Source organism: Nitrosospira briensis C-128, assembly GCF_000619905.2.
Classification (GTDB): domain Bacteria; phylum Pseudomonadota; class Gammaproteobacteria; order Burkholderiales; family Nitrosomonadaceae; genus Nitrosospira; species Nitrosospira briensis.
Genome location: NZ_CP012371.1, coordinates 3,164,917 through 3,184,078, shown reverse-complemented (window position 1 = coordinate 3,184,078; position 19,162 = coordinate 3,164,917). Strand labels below are relative to the sequence as shown.

17 protein-coding genes are annotated in these 19,162 nt (G+C 54.7%); 6 read left to right on the top strand and 11 right to left on the bottom strand.

What is annotated here, in order from left to right; genetic code table 11:
* Positions 1–420, top strand: a complete 420-nt coding sequence (locus F822_RS14510; protein WP_025039999.1) for a hypothetical protein — start codon at positions 1–3, stop codon at positions 418–420.
* A 201-nt stretch (positions 421–621) separates the two neighbouring features.
* Here F822_RS14510 and bamC read toward each other — a convergent pair whose 3' ends face one another.
* The 4 genes from bamC to F822_RS15025 form a co-directional block, all read right to left on the bottom strand.
* Complete coding sequence (bamC, locus tag F822_RS14505; RefSeq protein WP_231623530.1) at positions 622–1,728, bottom strand: NlpB/DapX family lipoprotein; 1,107 nt, start codon at positions 1,726–1,728, stop codon at positions 622–624.
* Positions 1,729–1,778: 50 nt separating this feature from the next.
* The gene (dapA, locus tag F822_RS14500; protein WP_036574734.1) at positions 1,779–2,669 is read right to left on the bottom strand and encodes a 4-hydroxy-tetrahydrodipicolinate synthase; all 891 of its coding nucleotides are present in this window, start codon (positions 2,667–2,669) and stop codon (positions 1,779–1,781) included.
* 598 nt (positions 2,670–3,267) lie between these two features.
* Positions 3,268–3,471: a cold-shock protein gene (locus tag F822_RS14495; RefSeq protein WP_025040002.1), complete on the bottom strand. Its 204-nt coding sequence runs from the start codon at positions 3,469–3,471 to the stop codon at positions 3,268–3,270.
* 357 nt (positions 3,472–3,828) lie between these two features.
* On the bottom strand, positions 3,829–4,065 hold the full coding sequence (locus F822_RS15025) for a hypothetical protein (RefSeq protein WP_197272841.1): 237 nt from the start codon (positions 4,063–4,065) through the stop codon (positions 3,829–3,831).
* Between the two features lie 235 nt (positions 4,066–4,300).
* On the opposite strand from F822_RS15025, the gene F822_RS14485 reads away from it, so the two are divergent.
* Positions 4,301–4,705, top strand: a complete 405-nt coding sequence (locus tag F822_RS14485) for a DUF2892 domain-containing protein (RefSeq protein WP_025040003.1) — start codon at positions 4,301–4,303, stop codon at positions 4,703–4,705.
* 587 nt (positions 4,706–5,292) lie between these two features.
* Here F822_RS14485 and clpB read toward each other — a convergent pair.
* Positions 5,293–7,899, bottom strand: coding sequence for an ATP-dependent chaperone ClpB (clpB, locus tag F822_RS14480; RefSeq protein ID WP_025040004.1), 2,607 nt, complete (start codon positions 7,897–7,899; stop codon positions 5,293–5,295).
* 292 nt (positions 7,900–8,191) lie between these two features.
* Here clpB and F822_RS14475 point away from each other — a divergent pair, with 292 nt between their 5' ends.
* Positions 8,192–8,617: a nuclear transport factor 2 family protein gene (locus tag F822_RS14475; RefSeq protein WP_025040005.1), complete on the top strand. Its 426-nt coding sequence runs from the start codon at positions 8,192–8,194 to the stop codon at positions 8,615–8,617.
* Positions 8,618–8,895: 278 nt separating this feature from the next.
* On the opposite strand, the gene F822_RS14470 is transcribed toward F822_RS14475, so the two are convergent.
* Positions 8,896–10,377, bottom strand: coding sequence for an FMN-binding glutamate synthase family protein (locus F822_RS14470; RefSeq protein WP_025040006.1), 1,482 nt, complete (start codon positions 10,375–10,377; stop codon positions 8,896–8,898).
* Positions 10,378–10,445: 68 nt separating this feature from the next.
* On the opposite strand from F822_RS14470, the gene nadC reads away from it, so the two are divergent.
* Positions 10,446–11,309 (top strand): carboxylating nicotinate-nucleotide diphosphorylase, encoded by an 864-nt coding sequence (gene nadC / locus F822_RS14465; protein ID WP_025040007.1) that lies wholly within the window; start codon positions 10,446–10,448, stop codon positions 11,307–11,309.
* A gap of 128 nt (positions 11,310–11,437) precedes the next feature.
* Here the strand turns inward: nadC and F822_RS14460 are convergent, their stop codons facing one another.
* From F822_RS14460 to F822_RS14440, 5 genes are all read right to left on the bottom strand, one after another.
* A complete protein-coding gene (locus F822_RS14460) occupies positions 11,438–11,767 on the bottom strand; it encodes a type II toxin-antitoxin system RelE/ParE family toxin (RefSeq protein WP_025040008.1) in 330 nt (109 codons plus the stop codon).
* Between the two features lie 157 nt (positions 11,768–11,924).
* Positions 11,925–13,784: a hypothetical protein gene (locus F822_RS14455; RefSeq protein WP_051536575.1), complete on the bottom strand. Its 1,860-nt coding sequence runs from the start codon at positions 13,782–13,784 to the stop codon at positions 11,925–11,927.
* A gap of 120 nt (positions 13,785–13,904) precedes the next feature.
* On the bottom strand, positions 13,905–14,180 hold the full coding sequence (locus F822_RS14450; protein ID WP_025040010.1) for a hypothetical protein: 276 nt from the start codon (positions 14,178–14,180) through the stop codon (positions 13,905–13,907).
* A gap of 3 nt (positions 14,181–14,183) precedes the next feature.
* Positions 14,184–16,541 carry a TonB-dependent hemoglobin/transferrin/lactoferrin family receptor gene (locus tag F822_RS14445; RefSeq protein ID WP_025040011.1) on the bottom strand — a complete coding sequence of 786 codons (2,358 nt, stop codon included), beginning with the start codon at positions 16,539–16,541 and terminating at the stop codon, positions 14,184–14,186.
* 29 nt (positions 16,542–16,570) lie between these two features.
* Complete coding sequence (locus F822_RS14440; RefSeq protein ID WP_156304441.1) at positions 16,571–17,293, bottom strand: VPLPA-CTERM sorting domain-containing protein; 723 nt, start codon at positions 17,291–17,293, stop codon at positions 16,571–16,573.
* A 661-nt stretch (positions 17,294–17,954) separates the two neighbouring features.
* On the opposite strand from F822_RS14440, the gene rpsD reads away from it, so the two are divergent.
* Together rpsD and F822_RS14425 are read left to right on the top strand one after the other, a co-directional pair.
* Positions 17,955–18,566, top strand: a complete 612-nt coding sequence (gene rpsD / locus F822_RS14430) for a 30S ribosomal protein S4 (RefSeq protein ID WP_025040014.1) — start codon at positions 17,955–17,957, stop codon at positions 18,564–18,566.
* Between the two features lie 3 nt (positions 18,567–18,569).
* Positions 18,570–18,851, top strand: coding sequence for a hypothetical protein (locus F822_RS14425; protein ID WP_025040015.1), 282 nt, complete (start codon positions 18,570–18,572; stop codon positions 18,849–18,851).
* The last annotated feature ends 311 nt before the right edge of the window (positions 18,852–19,162 follow it).

Here is a 19,162-nt window from a genome sequence, read left to right as displayed (position 1 = left end):
ATGTACAAACAGTGGCGGAACCTCGCGTCAATCATCATTGCATTGATGTATTCCGCCGGATGCGCGGGCTGTGCAATTGCAGGGAGCGAAACCCAGCAAAGCGTAATCGAACTGGGGCTTGCTCGCCCGGCCACTTCACGGGAGGCGGTCTGGATTCAGGTCCATGCCGGGGCTCTTCCACGTGGAACGGAGATTCGCGTCAGCACGAGCGAAGGCGTACTGCTCGGCACCGTATCGCCTTTCGGTGGGCCGCAGGGCCCGGAAGCCGTCACGTACACCATTCCCCTTCCTCAGACCGCCATTGTCAACAATCGCGTGCAATTGCGTCTTGAGGTCGATGAGCCGGGTGCGCCCGTCCGCGCACCACGGCCGGGCGAAGTGGAGAGCGTCAATTTGATTTATGTACCGATCAGTCATTGAAAATCGGGGATCGGCGCCCGGAACCCGATTTTTTTAAAAACTGTATTTACAATTCTGACGGATCTTCCTGCGAAAGTGAGGCGGTAGGTCGGGCTCCGCCCGACATCGTTCTTGATCGTCGGGCGGAGCCCGACCTACCTTACCAATCTCCGTATCTTCGATGCCAATGCCGGTCCGCTGACTCATTCAGACGATAACCCATCACTTCAATTGTTCATGAAGCAATTTCAATATGCGGTTTGCGTCACTCGATTTCTCTGGTTCGCCCTCGCTATTCAATACCTTGACATCGGTGCTTTCTCCTGCCGCTCCGGCTTCACTTAACTGGATGCGGAATTGATCCCGCTTCTCGTCCTTCTCGTCGCGCCAGAAGAGAAGTTTCGAGAGAAAGCCTGGCCCGGCACCACTGTCAATGTCAGGGTTGATATAACGCACGAAATAAATCCCTTGCGAGCGATTACGATCCTCGACGGTAAAACCAATACGGTCAAGCGCCAGTCCCACCCGTCGCCAGGAACGGTCAATGGCCTCATTCACGGTAAGCACTTCATTTTTTTCGCCCGTCAGGCGCGCGCGCTCCGGCGCGTTACCAGCGTTGGCTACTGCCGTTCTCGCACGCTCTTCCGCGACCCCGAATCGCATCATCAGGCGCGAAAGCATCTCCGCCTCCAGATCCGGATCGGCAGGCCGAGGCTGCCAGCGGGTACGAGTATCACCCTCCATCACCTCGTCCATGCCGCGATGGCTGATGTAAATCTCGGTGGCACCGTCCTCTCCGCGTTCCAGACGAGTACGAAACTTGTCGCGCTCGGCGGTCGAATAAAGGGTATCCAGAAATTTACCCAGCGTGTTACGGATAATATCATCCGGAATCTTCGCACGATTTTCTGCCCAGTCGGTTTCCATCACGCCGGCTGCGGGCATTTCAACCTTGACGATAAAACCCAATTCCTGCCAGAACTCTTTTACTACCGGCCATATGTCCTCAGGTTCACCTGTCACCACCAGCCAGCGCTGAGTGCCCGAGCGCTCCATGCGCACACCGCCCTCATCCACGGTGGGTAGAATGGCACTGCCGCCCCCGGTTCCGGAGCTTTTGTTGCGCTCTTTATCATAAGCGGAAAAAGTTGCGGTTCCCGTCGGGTTGATATCCGGAACGATATAGCGCTCATCCGAACTAGGCATGGTTAAATCGGGCGGGATCTCCAACGGTGGAAGTTTACCCGCCGACTTGTAATTTATTTTCTTTGCTTCCGGTAGCAGACTGCATCCTGCCACGGCCACCGCTAAACATAGCGCGACCATCATCCTCCATCTCATGCGCAACGCTCGATTCCTCGTAAATTCCGGCCGATCATCTATATGGTTATCCCGGCCTTGTCCATCGCTTCTCTTACAACTCGATGATATCGATCCGATAATGGGGTCAAAGGCAGACGAAGGGTGGCACCTATCAACCCCATCTGTGATATTGCCCATTTTACCGGAATGGGATTCGCTTCGACAAACAAATCGAGATGCAACCCCAACAATTTACTGTTGGCAAGACGAGCAGCGGAAAGGTCGCCTGCAAACGCCGCAATGCACATCTCATGCATCAACCGGGGCGCAACATTGGCCGTTACCGAAATGATGCCGTGCCCGCCCAGCAGCAACATCGCCAAGGCACTCACATCATCTCCACTATAAACCGCAAAGTCTTCCGGCGCCCGGCACAGCAGATCGAAGCCTCGCCCCATATCACCGGTCGCATCCTTGATGCCGACAATATTGGGAATCTGTGCCAGCCGCAGCACGGTATCATTGGCGATATCGGCCACTGTCCTGCTGGGCACATTGTATAAAATCTGCGGAATATCGACTGCTTCCGCTATTGTCTTGAAATGTTGATACAAACCTTCCTGGGTCGGCTTGTTGTAATAGGGAACCACTGAAAGGCTTGCATTCGCGCCTGCGTTCTTTGCATAAATCGATAGATCGATTGCTTCCCGCGTTGAATTTGCACCGGTCCCGGCGATAATCGGCACACGCCCAGCTGCACGCTCCACGGCGGACCTGATCAGCAGATGATGTTCGTCGAAATCCACCGTTGGAGATTCGCCGGTGGTACCCACCACCACGATGCCATCGGTTCCTTCCGCTACATGAAAATCGATCAGGGCGTTGAAACGCTCCAGATCCAGTTCGCCATTGTCATGCATGGGTGTGACGATGGCGACCAGGCTGCCTTTGATTGCAACACTATTCATGACGGATCCATCCAGGAAACATTAAAAACCATATTTTACCCGAATCTCGGCGCTATCAAGAATATTCGCCTCGACCCGGCATTAATACCTATAAGAGGCACTTGCTCACGCAGATCGCGCTTTCAGACAATACAGGAATGGCTGGGTTCCCGGATGACCTGAACAAATCCGGGAGGAGAGTAGGACGTGGGTTTGGGGCAGGAGCTCAAGCGGCTAAAATGGCAACGGAAACGGAATGGGATACAAAGCAAAGCGGCGCTTTCGGGAAAAGATTCGGTGTGGAGCCGGACGCAAGCGGCTGAGGGAATTCATGGAGTAATTTTACCCATGATAAATACGTCAGGATAAAAGGAGATCGTTGGAATGGACTACACGCCGGCACGGTTTGGCCGCCCCAGCATGAACCTAAATCCGGTAGGTGACCGCTCATTTAATAGATCAGTGTCGAGATTAATAACAATATTTCATATTATTTGACGTTCACCTTCCGGGTGAGGGCGTTACGGGGCGAATTGCACAGTTTTTGCGGCACATGGCTGCGTTGCACCCAAAAACCGTACACTTCACCCCGTCCAACTACCGGATTCAGGTTGAAATCTCAAGCAGATTGAATGTTTGATGCTTGCTTGCCCTTTGCACCCTGCGTAACCTCAAACGCTACTTTTTGACCTTCTTTGAGCGTCTTGAATCCAGACATGCCGATTGCCGAGAAGTGCGCGAATAAATCCTCACTACCGTCATCAGGGGTAATGAAGCCAAAACCTTTCGAGTCATTGAACCATTTTACTGTACCAGTTGCCATTTTTACTTCCTTTAAAAAATCGGGCCGGAGCCCGGGAAACATATCAGTCAAAAAGAGACCTCGTTTGAGGTCTAGCCGCATTTTGACAATCCTTAAGCGAGAAATATGTTCGCTACCGCACGTACGAAATCCCTACACTCGCTCGGGCCATGCATTTTTTGGATTATTAGCAATATATTCATGGTTATGAAATACTAAAATGCGGACTGCAACTGCACTCCGAGAGGTTGGTGATAAATCAACCAAACGGATGTTTTTTGCAAACCGACAACCGAGGTGTTCAGCTAAGCTCCGAATATTCTCCGGATATTTTGCCGATTTTCGGACTGTCTTCCCCGCTCAGGAACAGCCCGCCCATCAGCGACAGGCCGGGAATGATGGTATCGAACCAATCCCGCATTCCAGGCTCGAAAAGATTTGCCCATCCGAATACCGGTGCAAGTCGATCAATTGCGGCCGGGTTTCCATTTCCAGGCAGATGAACACCCCTTCCTTGAAATGCCAGGCGAATGGGATGCCGGGGGTCGCCATCAATACCTCATTTATAAATGCACTGCCTGCCAGTTGAGCAACGCATAGACGACATCCAGCCATTTTCTATTCCCAGCCGGCATCTGTACCAAGGCCTCATCCGTGATGGAACCTTATTCATTGATGGCATATGCAAAATTATCGCTTTTCAAGATGTCGAATGGAACATGGGGCACTGGAACTGCTGCATTGCATGTGTTCTGATCTCCATCAAATAGCCATGGGGATCAAAAAGCAAGAAAACCGCAGGGAAGCAGACTATGCTTTTATGGAACTGCTTCTTCAAAGGAGAAAAATAATGTTACATGCCGAAGACCCAACGAGCGCGGATCGCGTTCGCCGCTCAACAGCAGCAGATGTGAACCGCGAAATAGAACGCCGAACAAATAGCAACATCCGGCGTTACGCCAACAGCAGCCCGGAAGTCATCGATAGGCGCATCCAGGAACTCGATAGAGAGTGGGACGTCGAGCGCGCGCTTGAAGTCAATGCCGCGACAGTGGCCTTGGCCGGTCTTTTGCTCGGCGTGACGGTCAACAGGAAATGGCTGGTGTTACCAGGGGTTGTACTGTCATTCCTGCTGCAGCACGGGCTTCAGGGATGGTGCCCGCCATTACCCATATTGCGGCGCTCGGGTGTACGTACACGGGGGGAAATAGACCGGGAAAAATACGAGCTAAAAGCGTTGCTGGATGGAAGGTAACCTCTGGCGGGCGGAGAGCGATTACGAAGAAGGCCGATCCTATTATTTATCGGCTCAAACGTATACAGACCTGATCAAGGAGTTCTATGATCCTTCAAGCAGGTCGGTGTGGCGAGCCAAGTTACAGGGACAGTTCGATTCCTGATTTCGTCGATAATCGACAGATAAGCCTCGATCCATAAGCGAGTCTACTTCGGGGCCATCCGCTCGATTATCCGCTCGGTGTAAACTTTTTTATGGGAGACTGGCCTGATGCACAATCAGCTTCTCGTCTTCATTGCGTGGAGTATTCTTGCGCTGTTCGTTGCCTGGTCAGTTGCCAGAGCGCTTATCATTCACTTCTTCCTCTGACGCTTATCCCTGGGTTTTATCAGGGAAATTACGCCAAAGAACGGTGCCACGCCGAACTGCCGGGCTAGCCCCGGCCAGTGGACTATGGTCCTGAATCCGGCACCTGGACGCGCTCATTTGCCTCTTGTCACTTATTTGCCACTCATTTGTCAACTGGGCGCAGGTCCACCGCCGGGTTAAGGATTATTGCCTCGATTGCTCAGAGTTGGCGGAGGAATGTCTGCTCCCCCGTCTGCTCACGACTTCGCAAATACCATCACGCCATTTCTGCAATCCACGGTAATGGTGTCCTTGGCACCAAAGTGGCCTTCGAGTATTTCCTTTGCCAGCGGATTCTCGATTTGCGCCTGGATGGCACGCTTCAGTGGGCGTGCGCCAAAGATGGGATCGAAACCCGCCTGGGCAAGCTCCGCCAGCGCGGCATCGGTCACCTCGAGTTTCATCTGGAGCTTGGCGAGCCGCTCTTCAAGGTATTGCAACTGTATCCGCGCTATGGACCGGATATGCTTCTCGTCCAGCGCGTGGAATACCACCACCTCATCGATGCGATTGATGAATTCGGGGCGGAAATAGGTCTTCACTTCGCCCATCACCGCCAGCTTGATCACCTGATAATCATCCCCCGCCATTTGCTGGATCATTTGCGAGCCGAGATTGGAAGTCATGACGATAACCGTGTTCTTGAAATCCACCGTGCGCCCCTGGCCGTCGGTCATGCGGCCGTCATCGAGCACCTGTAGCAGGACGTTGAACACATCGGGATGCGCTTTTTCAACTTCATCCAGCAGAATGACCGAGTAGGGCTTTCTGCGCACCGCTTCGGTGAGATAGCCGCCTTCCTCGTAACCCACATAGCCCGGCGGCGCCCCGATCAATCGTGCTACCGAGTGTTTTTCCATAAACTCGGACATATCGATGCGGATCAGATGATCTTCGGAATCAAACAGAAAACCTGCCAGCGCCTTGCATAATTCCGTCTTGCCCACGCCGGTCGGTCCCAGAAATAAAAAGGAACCATACGGACGGTTGGGATCGGACAGCCCCGCGCGCGAACGGCGGATAGCATCCGACACCAGGCGAACCGCCTCATCCTGGCCAACCACGCGATCATGCAGTTTTTGTTCCATATGCAGGAGTTTTTCGCGCTCGCCCTGCATCATTTTTGAAACGGGAATGCCGGTCGCACGCGATACCACCTCGGCGATTTCTTCGGCGCCCACCTGGGTGCGGAGCAGCTTCGGTTTGCTCTCCGCAGCACCTCGCCCTGCCATTTCGCTCTGCTGCTGATTGTTGAGTTGCGATTGTAATTGCGCTTCCAGTTGGGGAATCCGGCCGTATTGCAATTCCGAGACTTTCTGCCAGTCTCCTTTGCGCGTAGCCGCTTCTATCTCCAGCTTGACCTTCTCCATCTCCTCCTTGATGTGCTGGGACCCCTGTACCTGGGATTTTTCCGCTTTCCAGATTTCTTCCAGATCCACATACTCGCGTTCCAGCTTCGCTATTTCGTCCTCCAGCAAGCCCAGGCGCTTCTGTGAAGCCTCGTCTTTTTCCTTTTTTACCGCCTCGCGCTCGATTTTGAGCTGGATGAGACGCCGGTCGAGCCTGTCCATCACCTCGGGCTTGGAGTCGATTTCCATGCGGATCCTTGCCGCGGCTTCATCAATCAGATCGATGGCCTTATCCGGCAGGAAACGGTCGGTTATATACCGATGCGACAGCTCAGCCGCCGCAACAATGGCCGGGTCAGTGATATCGACACCATGATGGACTTCGTATCTTTCCTGCAATCCACGCAAAATGGCGATGGTCGCTTCGACAGTGGGTTCTTCCACCAGGACCTTCTGGAAACGCCGCTCCAGCGCAGCATCCTTCTCGATGTATTTACGATATTCGTTCAGCGTAGTCGCGCCAACACAATGCAATTCGCCGCGCGCGAGCGCAGGTTTAAGCATGTTTCCGGCATCCATCGCGCCTTCTGCCTTGCCCGCGCCCACCATGGTATGAAGCTCATCAATAAACACGATAACGCTGCCTTCCGCCTGAGCGATCTCCTTCAAGACAGATTTCAAGCGCTCCTCGAATTCACCGCGGTATTTAGCCCCGGCAAGCAGCGCCGCCATATCAAGCGAAAGTACACGCTTGTCCTTCAGGGTTTCCGGTACTTCGCCGTTGATGATACGCTGGGCCAGGCCTTCAGCAATCGCGGTCTTGCCCACGCCCGGCTCCCCGATCAGAACCGGATTATTCTTCGTACGCCGCTGCAATACCTGGATAGTGCGGCGGATTTCGTCGTCGCGCCCGATCACCGGATCGAGCTTGCCCATGCGTGCTCGCTCGGTAAGGTCAAGCGTATATTTTTTCAAGGCTTCACGGCTGCCCTCGGCTTCGGCGCTTCCGACGTTTTCGCCACCCCGAACCTCGCTGATAGCCTGCTCCAGCGCTGCCCGGTTGGCGCCGTGCTGCCTCAGCAGGTTGCCGGTTTCGCCTTTGTCCTGAAGCACGGCCAGCAGGAACATCTCCGATGCAATGAATTGATCGCCGCGTTTTTGTGCTTCCTTGTCGGCAAGATTGAGTAAATTGCCCAGCTCGCGCGAGGCGTTGATTTCCCCACCCGTACCCTCCACTTTGAGTAAACGCTCTATGGCTTTTTTCAGTGCATCGCGCAGGGGAGGAACATTTGCACCCGACCGTTGCAGCAGCGAAATCGTACCTCCATCCTCCTGTTGCAAGAGTGCAAGCAGCAGATGCTGTGGCTCAACATAAGAATTATCCTGCCCTACCGCGATGCTCTGCGCATCCGCCAGCGCCTGCTGGAATTTAGTGGTTAGCTTGTCGAAACGCATGGGATTTCCTCGGTGGATTATGGATGACTACTATATGTGGGAGCGAATCGCAATTTCAATATAGTACAGTAGCGCCGTAAAACAGCAGGGTCATCATTTCGTCGTTGTTATCCTGCGGCAATTCTGCATCGGTGGCATTATCCTAAAGGCGAGCCGCACGACAAAAATGACGAGAAACAATACTATACTGACAAAATATTCGCCGCTATTCTCTGCATTGCAATGGCCGTCATCGTGACGCCGAGTTTGGCTGGCGGGTTGTACATAACTGCAGGTCAACCAGGAGCGTTAAATGACAATCGCCTCCAATCTCTTGCATCAGCATATTCAGACGTTTGTCGAGGACAACCTGCAATGGCAGGCGCTGATCGCCGATGATCTCTTGTGGGAACTACCCTACGCACCCTCCCTCGGCCATCCGGCGCGACTGACGGGACGGCGGGAAGTGATGAATCATGTAACCTGGTTTCTGGGAGCGGTAGAAAATTTTCGCTTCTTCGATGTCAAAGTCCATCCCTTTGTCGATGCGGAAGCGGCAGTCGCCGAATTCAGGGCAGAAGGGCTCATCAAGTCCACAGGGCATATCTATGTCCAGAATTACGTATTATTTCTGCGGGCTGCGGGCGGAAAGATCACGTTCCTGCGCGAATATTTCGATCCCGTGCGTGCTGCCAAGGCGCTGGACGTCCCGATTCCCGGTCTCGAAACCCGAGGGTAACCGACGCATCGAGGTACGATGCGTCACCAGGATCAACAGGTTGAAAAGAACCATGCGAAACGTGCTTTTCGACGGTTTCCTGCATGGCTTTCAGCAGGTTGATCCTGTTGCGGCGATCCGCTTGCTAACAGAAATTGAAAATTTGCCCTGGCCGTGGATTTGGCCAAACGCGAATCGCGAGTTGCCCGCTTAACCCTATCTCAATCCAGCTTGACCAGGTTCAGCCCGGGCAACAGCCATCTGTAGACGGCAAGCAACCCCCTGCCCTCTTGCCGCATTCAACGTTGGGACACTTCAGGATAAGGATACAGGATGTTGAGTGCCACGCTTTTGCCTGCTGTCTCCACGATACGCACATGCTCGCGCCTCAATTGACGGGCATGATGCAATCCGCATGAATACGAGATCATGTCGATTTCACTATTCATGTTTCTTGCATAATTGGCGACTCGCAGGTATTTCTCCTCCACCACCAGGCCACGCTGCAAACGCCTGTTGTGAGTGGTAATGCCGGTAGGGCAAGTATTGGTATGGCAGCGCATGGCCTGGATGCAGCCCAGTGAAAACATGAAACCGCGTGCGGTATTGACGAAATCCGCGCCGGCGCACAGCGCCCAGGCTGCCCGCGCCCCCGTTACAAGCTTGCCCGCCGCGACAATGCGTATGCGATTTTTCAAGCCGGATTGCAGTAGCGAATCCACCACTCGCGGCAATGCTTCGGCAATAGGGAGGCTCATGTGGTCGACCAGCGTCTGGGGTGCGGCACCGCTGCCGCCTTCGCCCCCATCGATCGAGAGAAAATCAGGCGCATATTCGGCGCCGCGACGGTTCACCGCATCGCACAAATCATTTATAAAGCGCCAACCGCCGATGGCGGCCTTTACACCGACGGGCCGTCCGGTGAGTTCACGGATATAGGCTATCTTGTCGAGCAACTCGTCCACATTGCTGATATCGGCGTGGCGATTGGGGCTGATCGAATCATGATGAGCAGGGATGCCACGGATAGTGGCGATTTCGTCGCTCACCTTCACGCCGAGAAGCAGCCCGCCCTTGCCCGGCTTTGCGCCTTGGGAAAGCTTGATTTCAAACGCCTTGACCACCTTGGCCAGTTCCTTTGCCCGCTCAGGCGAGAAACTTCCGTCCTGCTTGCGGATACCGTACCGGGCGGTGCCTATTTGCATGACGACGTCACAACCTCCCTCCAGATGGTAAGGCGAAAGCCCGCCCTCTCCTGTATTCAGCCAGCACCCGGCCTCCGCCGCACCGAGCGACAGCGCACGCACCGCAGGCGCCGATATCGCGCCGTAGCTCATGCCGCTGATGTTGGTTATGGACCTGGCATGGAAGGGATGCTCGCAGAAACCTTCGCCGATGAGAAGCGATGGAGTCGGCAGGCGCTCGCTTTCCAGCAGCGGAAAAGCAACATTGACAAAAAGGATCGAGCCGGGCTCGCGCACATCATTGGTGGATCCGAAACCGACGATACCGCCCTCGTTCTTCGCATTCTTGTACACCCAGCTTCGGGTGGCACGATTAAACGGCATCTCGTCCCTGTCGCCCGAAAAGAAATACTGGCGAAAATATTCCCCCTGCTTTTCCAGAAAAAACCGCAGATGACCAATGACCGGGTAGTTACGCAGGATCGAATGCTTTTTCTGCGTCACATCCTGAATGAACAGGAACACGATGATCGCGAGCACGATCAAGCCCAGTATGGAACCAAAACCGTAGGAAATTACCTTCAGTGCATCAGACATGCTGCCTCCACCCTCTCATTCAGATAAAATACTCCGATTCCATAACATAAGAAAGCCACGATGAGTTCATGGATCTAGCGATTACAATTGAAGAAAACGCCCGTGCGGCCCTGGCCGAGGATATTGGTGCGGGTGACCTTACTGCAAGCCTCATTCCTGCGGAAAAAACCGCGGTCGCCACTGTTGTCAGCCGCGAGAATGCAGTTTTATGTGGCACTCAGTGGTTTGACGCATGTTTTCGGCAACTGTCGCCAGAAGCCGAAGTGCATTGGTTTTCCCAGGACGGTGAAGCGATCGGCGCCGGCCAGCAGCTCTGCGAGATAAAAGGCAATGCCCGGCCTCTCCTCACAGCGGAGCGTGCCGCACTCAATTTTTTGCAACTGTTGTCGGCTGTAGCAACGCAAACCAGGCGTTATGCAGACGCAGTGGCCGGAACCGGGGCAATAATCGTCGATACGCGCAAGACGCTGCCGGGGCTGCGCCTGGCGCAAAAATATGCAGTCAAATGCGGCGGCGGCGCAAACCATCGTCTCGGTTTATACGATGGCATACTCATCAAGGAAAACCACATCGCCGCGGCGGGGGGGATCGAACCTGCCCTGCGCGCCGCGAAAAGAATTGCCCCGGCAGGAGTGTTTGTTCAGATTGAAGTGGAAACACTGGACGACCTGCGCACCGCGTTGGATGCGGGGGCTCAACTGATTCTGCTGGACAACTTCGACCTCGGCACTTTATGCGAGGCAGTCATCCTGAACGCGCGGTTGACCAACCGGGCGGCGGCGCTGGAAGCATCGGGAGGAATTACCCTCGACAACGTTCGTGCGGTAGCCGAAAGCGGCGTAGACCGGATTTCCGTCGGCAGCCTCACCAAGGATATTATGGCAGTGGATTTATCGATGCGCTTTTCAGCCGACCCTCACGGTATACCGTGACGAATGCGCTTACCGTTCCCTTGATGGTGAAGCCGAGGCGCAATGCAACCATCTGACTGGCCCGCTCGAGTCGTCCAGTTCAGCGACAGGTTTACGTGGATAACTCTCTTGTTATCGCTATCTTTTGTTCAGATGATCCTTAGAAGCCGTTTTGCAACCAAGGACTTCATGTCTTTGCGAGTATCGCAAACAACGTGAATGTAGATCGTCTCTTGCCTGACTTCATAAATGATCCGGTTCATGCCTGAAATAACCTGGCGATACCGAGTGAGGTTCAGTCGGCCAAGTTCTTCAGGCATTTTTCCTTGGAGCGGGGAGGTCTGCAGGGTGCCTACAACCTCTTGAATCTTTCTGTAATCGGCTTGCCAGATTTTCTTGCCAAGGTTTTTGACGATGTCGCTTTTCAGTTCCTTCAGGTCAATCTCTGCCGATCTCAGAAACACGACAGAAACACTCACTGCGCATCTTCCTTGCCCAGCTCGTCAAACACATCGTTGGCGGAAAGAAAGTGTCCCTGCTCGACTCACGGTTGCCAAGTGCCAGTATCTTGAGTAGGGCCAGGGTCTCTTCCTGCTCTTCGATCCCAGTAGTTGGTTTATCGCCAGTTGCCATCGATTATTTTCTTTTTTTGATTTGCTTTATCAGTTTATAAAATGCGTGATTGGAACGCGACGGCCTGTTCGGGACTATTTCCTGTTTAATTCTATCAGTCTCAAGCATCGCCATTGATGCACGGCGCGTCTCGGCAAATTGCGCCAATCCCATTTGAATTTGCTCGTCCACCCATTGCATGAACAGTGGGTGGGGCGCAAATCCGCTTCCCAAGTCAAACTCCAGGCCGGAAAGGAACTCTTTCTCCGGTCCCTGACCGGTGGTTCGAGCAGGGATCACAATCGCTCTGCCTCCATCGTTTCCCGCCTCTCCGACCATGTCCCGGACTTTGCGGATCCATGGTTCCCGTTTGTCCGGCCAATCTTCACGCCAGGTTGCAACCTTGATTGCGTGAAATTCGCCCTTACCGGCATTTTGCATATGGGCGGCCATTTTCTCCAACACCCTGTTCCACTGATCGTTCTGATAATCACTACCGGAACCATGCGCGACCAAAATAACGGTATCACGCACCGGGTTCCTGGACAGCGCGCGAGCGCGCTCAAGCAATGCGGCGGCAAATAGCGAATGGGACTCCAAGCCGCCCACGGTCCGAATAGGCAAACGGGAAAGGATGCGCGGCGCCGGAATGCTGGCGCCTTCTCCATGCCCATGCCCGGCATGATTATCAGCAGCGTCCTGTGCAATGCCTTCCACGTCCAACCCGGCCATGCGTTCAACCGATTTGCGGAAACTATCCTCCATCGCGAATACCCGCACGATTATCGCGGTTTTTGCGCCGCGCTGCTCCAGCTTGCGGATGGCACGCTCAACTGTCACCGGGTCAGCCATGGAAAATGCGAATTCGATTTTGTACCGCTTGGCCAAAGGCTGTACCGACTCGCGCATTGTTTCATTCCAGTTGAAGTCTGCACCGTGGGACAAAAATACGATTCCGACATCTTCGGCGGCAAGCGGCTGGCTCAGGTTGGCTTCACGCTCAAACCACACCGCCAGTCCGGCGGTGATCGGGGGGATATTTTTGCTGCGCCCAGTTCCGTCATTCGGTTGCATACCCGCACTATCCTCGGAAACCAGTTGAGCACCCGGCGGCAATAGCCACTTGAGCTTCGCGTCGAACGACATCATGCTGTCAAGCCTGGGGCCGAGGTGAAATGGCATCACAACGATTTTGCCGCCCCCGGGGCCGGCGGCGCCGGCCAGTTCCTGCTTCAGCCTAGCAGTGTATTTTTCTGCTTCATCTTTTTTATCATGACCGATCACCACGCTGACGGATGCAAAATCAAACCCGGCAGCGGCCTTCTCCGCGATATGCTTCCAGTCACCCAGCATTCTCTGCTCGCTATCGTTGTCCACCGCACCGTACCCCACAACGATCAGGCTGGTATCCGCGGGGGATCGAATAGTGCGCAATCTATCCGCCAGCGCCTCTACGGCGAAGACGCTCTCGCCGTAGGAGCGTGCATACGAAACCGGTACGCTGACTTTTCCGCCTTGAAGCAGGTTATGGGCCAGTCGATAGCGGGGATCCTGCGGGGACACAAACAACGGAATCGTCACGATGCGCTCCGCGCCTCTTTGCAAAAGCCTGTCCACCTCCGTATCGAGGTATTTCTGCGTGCGTTCGTCAGTAACGAATACCAGTGAAGCATTGCGTCCTTTTGCAAACAGGTGGAATTCGTCGATGATCTCCTCGTTGCCAAGGAAACCGCGATCCGCTGCGACAACCAGAAATCCTGTCTGCCTGTCTTTTCTGCTCAAGGTCTCTTCCGCAAAACCGGATTTGATCGATACCGCCAGCAGCACAACCAGCGCAAGGCAATAGCAGGGTTTGAGCATTGACATGTGTTTTTTCGTATTCATGTTTTCCTTACTATTTGATAAAACGTACAGAATCGACCGGAATATGAAGATCCCTGAACAATTTCATTTTGTCAGGGCCGGAGCCAGCTGGCTGGCTTGAGAGCTGTCCCAGGACCATGCTCAATGAAGGTTTGTCGCAACGGCAGAAAAACGTGCGAGGAGCCCCTCCGCATCCATGCCTGCTTTGCCTGCCATGTAGAAAGCCGCCTGAACATCGAGGCTATCGGATGCCGGGTGCAGGACGAGCATATGAATGTGATGGGCAATGGCCAATTGCATTGCCGGGTCGCCGGGGCGCGGCTTGTTGGTGAGCCACGACAAGGCCGCCAACAGCAGCCGCACCGATGGCTTGTCGTTCAGATCTCTGGAATTTCTCAGGTCTCTGGAATTTCTCATGGTTTAGAATTGGTAGCTGAGGCTCACGGAAAAGTTGCGCCCCGGTCGGGTATAGCGGTCGGGGCCGCCGACCGAGTCGGCGGTGTGCGGATCATTAACGGGCACATCCGCCCATTGCCAGTATTTCTCGTCCAGCAGATTGAATATGCCTACGGACAGCCTGCCGGTGCGCGCAAATTTCCATTGGGCCAGAAGATCCATCACGGTATAACCGGGCGGCAGCAGCAATCGGTTCACGCCTCTCGATTCGCGGGCTGTCTTGCGCATTGCCGCCGTGACAAGCGATTCGATGCGGAACGGGCCGCGCTCATAGGACAAGCCCAGTACGCCCGTGGCCGGGTTGATCTGTATGATCGGGAGCCCGGTTTCGAGGTCACGCCCCTTTGTCCAGGCAAAGCTGCCGCGCAAACGCCAACCGGGATATAGCTGCTGGTCCAGCCTGCCTTCAAAGCCATAGATGCGCACCCTTGGCAGGTTGCGGGACTGGAATGTCATCAGTCCCGGCACGCACAGAGGATCGCCGGGGCAGACAAGAGGACGCGAGGAGTCGATAAAATCCTCATACCGGTTATCGTAGGCGGTGAGGGATACGGTGCCCCTGTCGCTGTCATGACGCAACGATAACTCCCCGCCACGCACAATTTCGGGCCGGAGATGGGGATTGGCAACCGCTGTATACCTTGCGCTTAAATTGGTAAAGCCGATATTCACATCGTTGTATGGCGGAGGCCGGAATCCTTGCGAGTATTGGGCAACGAATGAAAAACCATAGCCCATGTGCAGGATGCCGGAAAGCTTGGGCGAAAATGCGCTGAGCCTGACATCCGCCACATCTACGCCTGGATTGCGCTCAATGAAAAGCGCATCCGGCCTGGGCTTGAGAGAATAATTGTCATAGCGCAAACCGGCGACAACCGTGAACCGGTCGGACAGCCACCATTCATCCTGGAAGAATGCAGCCAGTTGGGTGGCGCTTGAAGGCGGAAAGTCCCGCGTCGGGAAAAAGTCGGGGCCGACGTGCTTTTTCTGCGTGCCCAGCGTGAGGTTGCTTTCCACACCGTCGCGTACCTGCTTCGTATCTGTGCGGAAGGCTTCTCCCCCCCATGTGAGGGTATGAGCGCCCCACATTTCAAATATCGATTCGGTTTGCAGCTTCGCTCCGGTCAATGTCTGCCTGAAGTCGAAGTCGCGTTCGATGAGGCTTCTTTGGTCGCCGGCGGCGGGAGATCTATCCAGAAACTCGTCGCGCGTATGCTGCCGGGTCCTGCTGTTCTGCTGGTAGAGTTTGAGGTTGATCGTGCCGGCCGGTGTATTCGCGATGCGCTGGTCGAGCGAGATCCGGTCGCGATCATAGGCATCCTTCGTCGTGATTCCAACCCGCCGACCGCGTGGCAGCGATAGGATATCCGTGTCCACGATGCGCTCAAATCCTTCCGCCGCAAACGTCGCCCGGTAACTGGCAAACGGCGTGAACACCAGCTTTGCCAACCCGTTCAGGGTATCGATATCCTGGGGATTGGCTTTGGTGCGAGTTATACCGGTGCCCCCTATCGTACCCATGGTGGCGGTTTCGTGTCCACTGCGCTGCACCCCCCGCAGCATCAGCTTGAGATATTCATTGCCCGTAGCAAGCGTGCCGATGATGCCGAGCGAGCGATCCACGCCCTGGTATATGGTTTCAGGGCTGATGGCAAACGAGCGGCCTTTCAGGAAATCCTCCGGCTCCGGGGAACGAAACGAGACGACGCCCCCTACTCCCTCCGACCCTTGCAGGGCGGAACCGGCTCCGCGCTGGATTTCCACGCCGGAAAGCATGCCGACGTCGACCAGGTTGCGGCCGGTATTGGCAAAACCGCCAATGACGAAATTGTCCGGCTGGCGGATCCCGTCCATCTGGATCAGTATGCGGTTGCCGTCCAGTCCACGGATATTGAAACCACTCAGGCCAAAACGCGATGGATTGTTGCCGACCGATATCCCCGGCTCATAACGGATCAAATCCTTGATGGACGTAGCCATTTGTTCCTTTATCGTCTCTGCGGAAATGACGTTCAGCGTGACCGGCACGTTTTTCATGTCGCGCTCGGTGCGGGGCGCGGACACGGAAATAGTGCGAAGCACATTTTCCGCGCCTGCTTTTTCAGGTAGTGAATCCATGCACGGAGCCGTTGCCGCGACCAGTGGGGAGCCGGCCTCTGGGGTGGGCTTTGGAAAAGCGGCAGCGGCTGCAATTTTCAGTTCGCGTTCCGCGCATGGGGAAGGAAAGGTAGAAGCCTGATCGGCAGCTACCTCGGCATAGGCCGCGTATGCAGGCAGGAGTAGCGTGCCCGCCAGAAGGCAGGCTTTATATTTCTGTTCCACTTGGCCCGACCGCGCACCATCACTCTTTTCTATACCTGGGTATTATTTCCGGCACTACGCCGGCGAATAATCGTCCCCATCAGCCCCAGTCCGGCCAACAGCATGGCCCATTCACCGAGTTCCGGAACGGGAGCGGCAATATCCAGGGCGGCTTGCGTGAAGCTCTGGTGCGGTCCGATACTTTGCATATCTATGTGAAACACAGTTGGGGCTGCGTTCAGATTCCATACCGCCAGATAGTGGTTCAACTCGACCGGCCCCATGGAACTGGAGAAGTTAGGATCGGTATAGGTTACTCCCGCGCTGGTGGGCGCTATTCCATTCAGCTGGATGCTGCCGTAATCCATCACTGTGCCCCAGGTTTCGAATTGCAATGCCACTGTAAGCGGACCATTGAAAGCGAGAGCAGGCGTGACATCGATGTCGAATATCTGAGAGCCGGTAAAGCTATACAGATTTCCCGAGGTCGCGCCGAAGGTGCCGGCATTCCAGGTAAAAGTGGCGCTGCTTACGCCAGACGAGTCATAAACCGAGGAGTAGGGAGTGCCGGGCATGCCCCCGACGAAATTATCCCATTCCGCATACGCGGTACCCGCATCGCCCCGGGCCCATCCGCCCCAGGCAGCCGTGGCATCGCTCGGCTTGTCGAAGCCGAAGCCGGCGGCATAGGGATCGGGTCCGTTGGCGATATCGGCAAGGGCTGGGGCGGTCAGCAGCAAACCGGCAATCAAACTTATGGATTTCAATTTCACGTCAAGATCCTCCATGGATGAATGAATAAAGCAAGTACGCTAGCCCTGAGTGCCAGAGGCACATGAGCAGGCATATGTGGAAACTCCACATGTCAAACGCTTATTGATTGCGGGCGGAATCGGCTGGCGGGTATTTCGGGAAACCTGACTGGCAGGATTTTTCAGGGCTGGCGGCCAGAGGTGAGAGCCTGGCGTGGCGGGCAGACAACAAACTACAGTTATTTTATTTTTGAAAGCTCGAGAACGGTTTCTCAGATCTATCGAAGCCGTAAGCGACGACAAAATAATAATGAGAATGAGAACTGTTGTCAATTAATATATTTAGAAATAACGCTATTCTCATCTTTATAGTAGTAAGAGCTGGCTCTTCATAAAACAGAAATAACACCCTTGGATCAAGAGAATTTCGGCTGTGCGGCTAATGCTCCGGCTTAATGTGCTTTTGCGCTCCGTACTGAGAATTCGTGATAGATCGAGTAAAAATCATAATTGATAATAAGAATCATTTGCAAATGAGTTTCGATAATATTATGATTCTTACAGCTCGGCTGCAGCCTTGCAGTGGATTGATAAGGTGCATCGCTGCTGCTTGCTACCAGATGGGCTCCATGCGTCAAGGAGATCCTGCCGCTCTATCAACCAAAACGAAAAGGAGAATCGTTTGTCACGTTATACTGGACCGAAACTCAAAGTCATGCGCGCACTTGGGATCGAGTTGCCGGGCTTGTCCCGCAAATCCCTTGAACCGGGAAGCTATCCGCCCGGTCAGCACGGACAGAAGAGTCGCCGCCGTTCCGATTACGCGGTGCGCCTGATGGAAAAGCAGAAGCTGCGTTTCAACTATGGCCTATCGGAGGCCCAAATTCGGCTTTTGTTCAAGGAAGCCAAGAAATCCCAGACGCCGACCGGCGAGAAACTGCTCGAACTGCTTGAGCGCCGCCTCGACAATCTGGTATTTCGCGCCGGTTTCGCACCGACCGCGGCAGCTGCCCGCCAGCTTGTCCGTCATTGCCATGTCATGCTGAATGGCCGCTTTGTGAACATCCCATCCATCCGGATAAAAACCGGCGACGCCATAGCCCTGACCGATAAGGCAGCGCGCATTCCTGCGACCATGGAGTGCCTGCTAGCCCCTGCCCTTACCCGCCCGGAATGGATCAGCTTCGATGCTCGGACCCGATCGGCTGTCGTCACCCGCCTGCCAAGCGCCGATGAGGTGCCCTTCCCTATCGAGGTGCAGCACGTCGTCGAGTATTACGCCGTGAGGTTATAACGGATGAGGCCCAAGACCCGCAATCAGGCTGATGCACTACCGGAATACTGCACGAATCCGGAACAGGCCCTGGCAGCCCTGATCTGCCTGATGTCGCGCTTTCCGGCGAGACGTTCGCAGGCGGTTGCAGCGGCAATCATTATTCACTTGCGCCTTATCCGTGATGATCCTCGCCTGTCGCACGTAGTACGCGATTGTGCTGATAATCTGATCGAGGAGTGGGAAGCCTACGCAGCCCTGTGCGCACCGGATGCTGCCATTTCGCAATGGCATCTGCCAAACTGAGCGGTCGTCTCTTGGTAAAACCCAGTAAACACTGCTCAACCGGTCAGCATTGTCATGTATGTAGGACTGGGCCCGGCGGCAATCTGGGCAGGGGCGGGGCGAAAGCTGCCGGTGCACCAAGCGCTGCCATGGCCAATGCGATTCTGCTCAGCTGCATTTTCATGTTGAATATCCTTGAAGGGTTGGAGTACGTATCGTCCAGATATTGCAGGGAATTGATTCGTTCGGTTTTTTGGTTTTCAGAGCTCAGTGGCGTATTGCTAGGAAGACGATTGATTCCATTGTAGAAATATAATAAAAAGAATGAATCC

Excerpts from the sequence above, each read along its gene's own strand:
- F822_RS14450 (WP_025040010.1), bottom strand. The coding sequence starts at position 14,180 with ATGAGAAATTCCAGAGACCTGAGAAATTCCAGAGATCTGAACGACAAG.
- F822_RS14470 (WP_025040006.1), bottom strand. The coding sequence starts at position 10,377 with ATGTCTGATGCACTGAAGGTAATTTCCTACGGTTTTGGTTCCATACTG.
- F822_RS14475 (WP_025040005.1), top strand. The coding sequence starts at position 8,192 with ATGACAATCGCCTCCAATCTCTTGCATCAGCATATTCAGACGTTTGTC.
- dapA (WP_036574734.1), bottom strand. The coding sequence starts at position 2,669 with ATGAATAGTGTTGCAATCAAAGGCAGCCTGGTCGCCATCGTCACACCC.
- F822_RS14485 (WP_025040003.1), top strand. The coding sequence starts at position 4,301 with ATGTTACATGCCGAAGACCCAACGAGCGCGGATCGCGTTCGCCGCTCA.
- bamC (WP_231623530.1), bottom strand. The coding sequence starts at position 1,728 with ATGATGGTCGCGCTATGTTTAGCGGTGGCCGTGGCAGGATGCAGTCTG.
- F822_RS14425 (WP_025040015.1), top strand. The coding sequence starts at position 18,570 with ATGAGGCCCAAGACCCGCAATCAGGCTGATGCACTACCGGAATACTGC.
- F822_RS14510 (WP_025039999.1), top strand. The coding sequence starts at position 1 with ATGTACAAACAGTGGCGGAACCTCGCGTCAATCATCATTGCATTGATG.
- F822_RS15025 (WP_197272841.1), bottom strand. The coding sequence starts at position 4,065 with ATGGCTGGATGTCGTCTATGCGTTGCTCAACTGGCAGGCAGTGCATTT.
- F822_RS14495 (WP_025040002.1), bottom strand. The coding sequence starts at position 3,471 with ATGGCAACTGGTACAGTAAAATGGTTCAATGACTCGAAAGGTTTTGGC.
- nadC (WP_025040007.1), top strand. The coding sequence starts at position 10,446 with ATGGATCTAGCGATTACAATTGAAGAAAACGCCCGTGCGGCCCTGGCC.
- clpB (WP_025040004.1), bottom strand. The coding sequence starts at position 7,899 with ATGCGTTTCGACAAGCTAACCACTAAATTCCAGCAGGCGCTGGCGGAT.
- F822_RS14455 (WP_051536575.1), bottom strand. The coding sequence starts at position 13,784 with ATGAATACGAAAAAACACATGTCAATGCTCAAACCCTGCTATTGCCTT.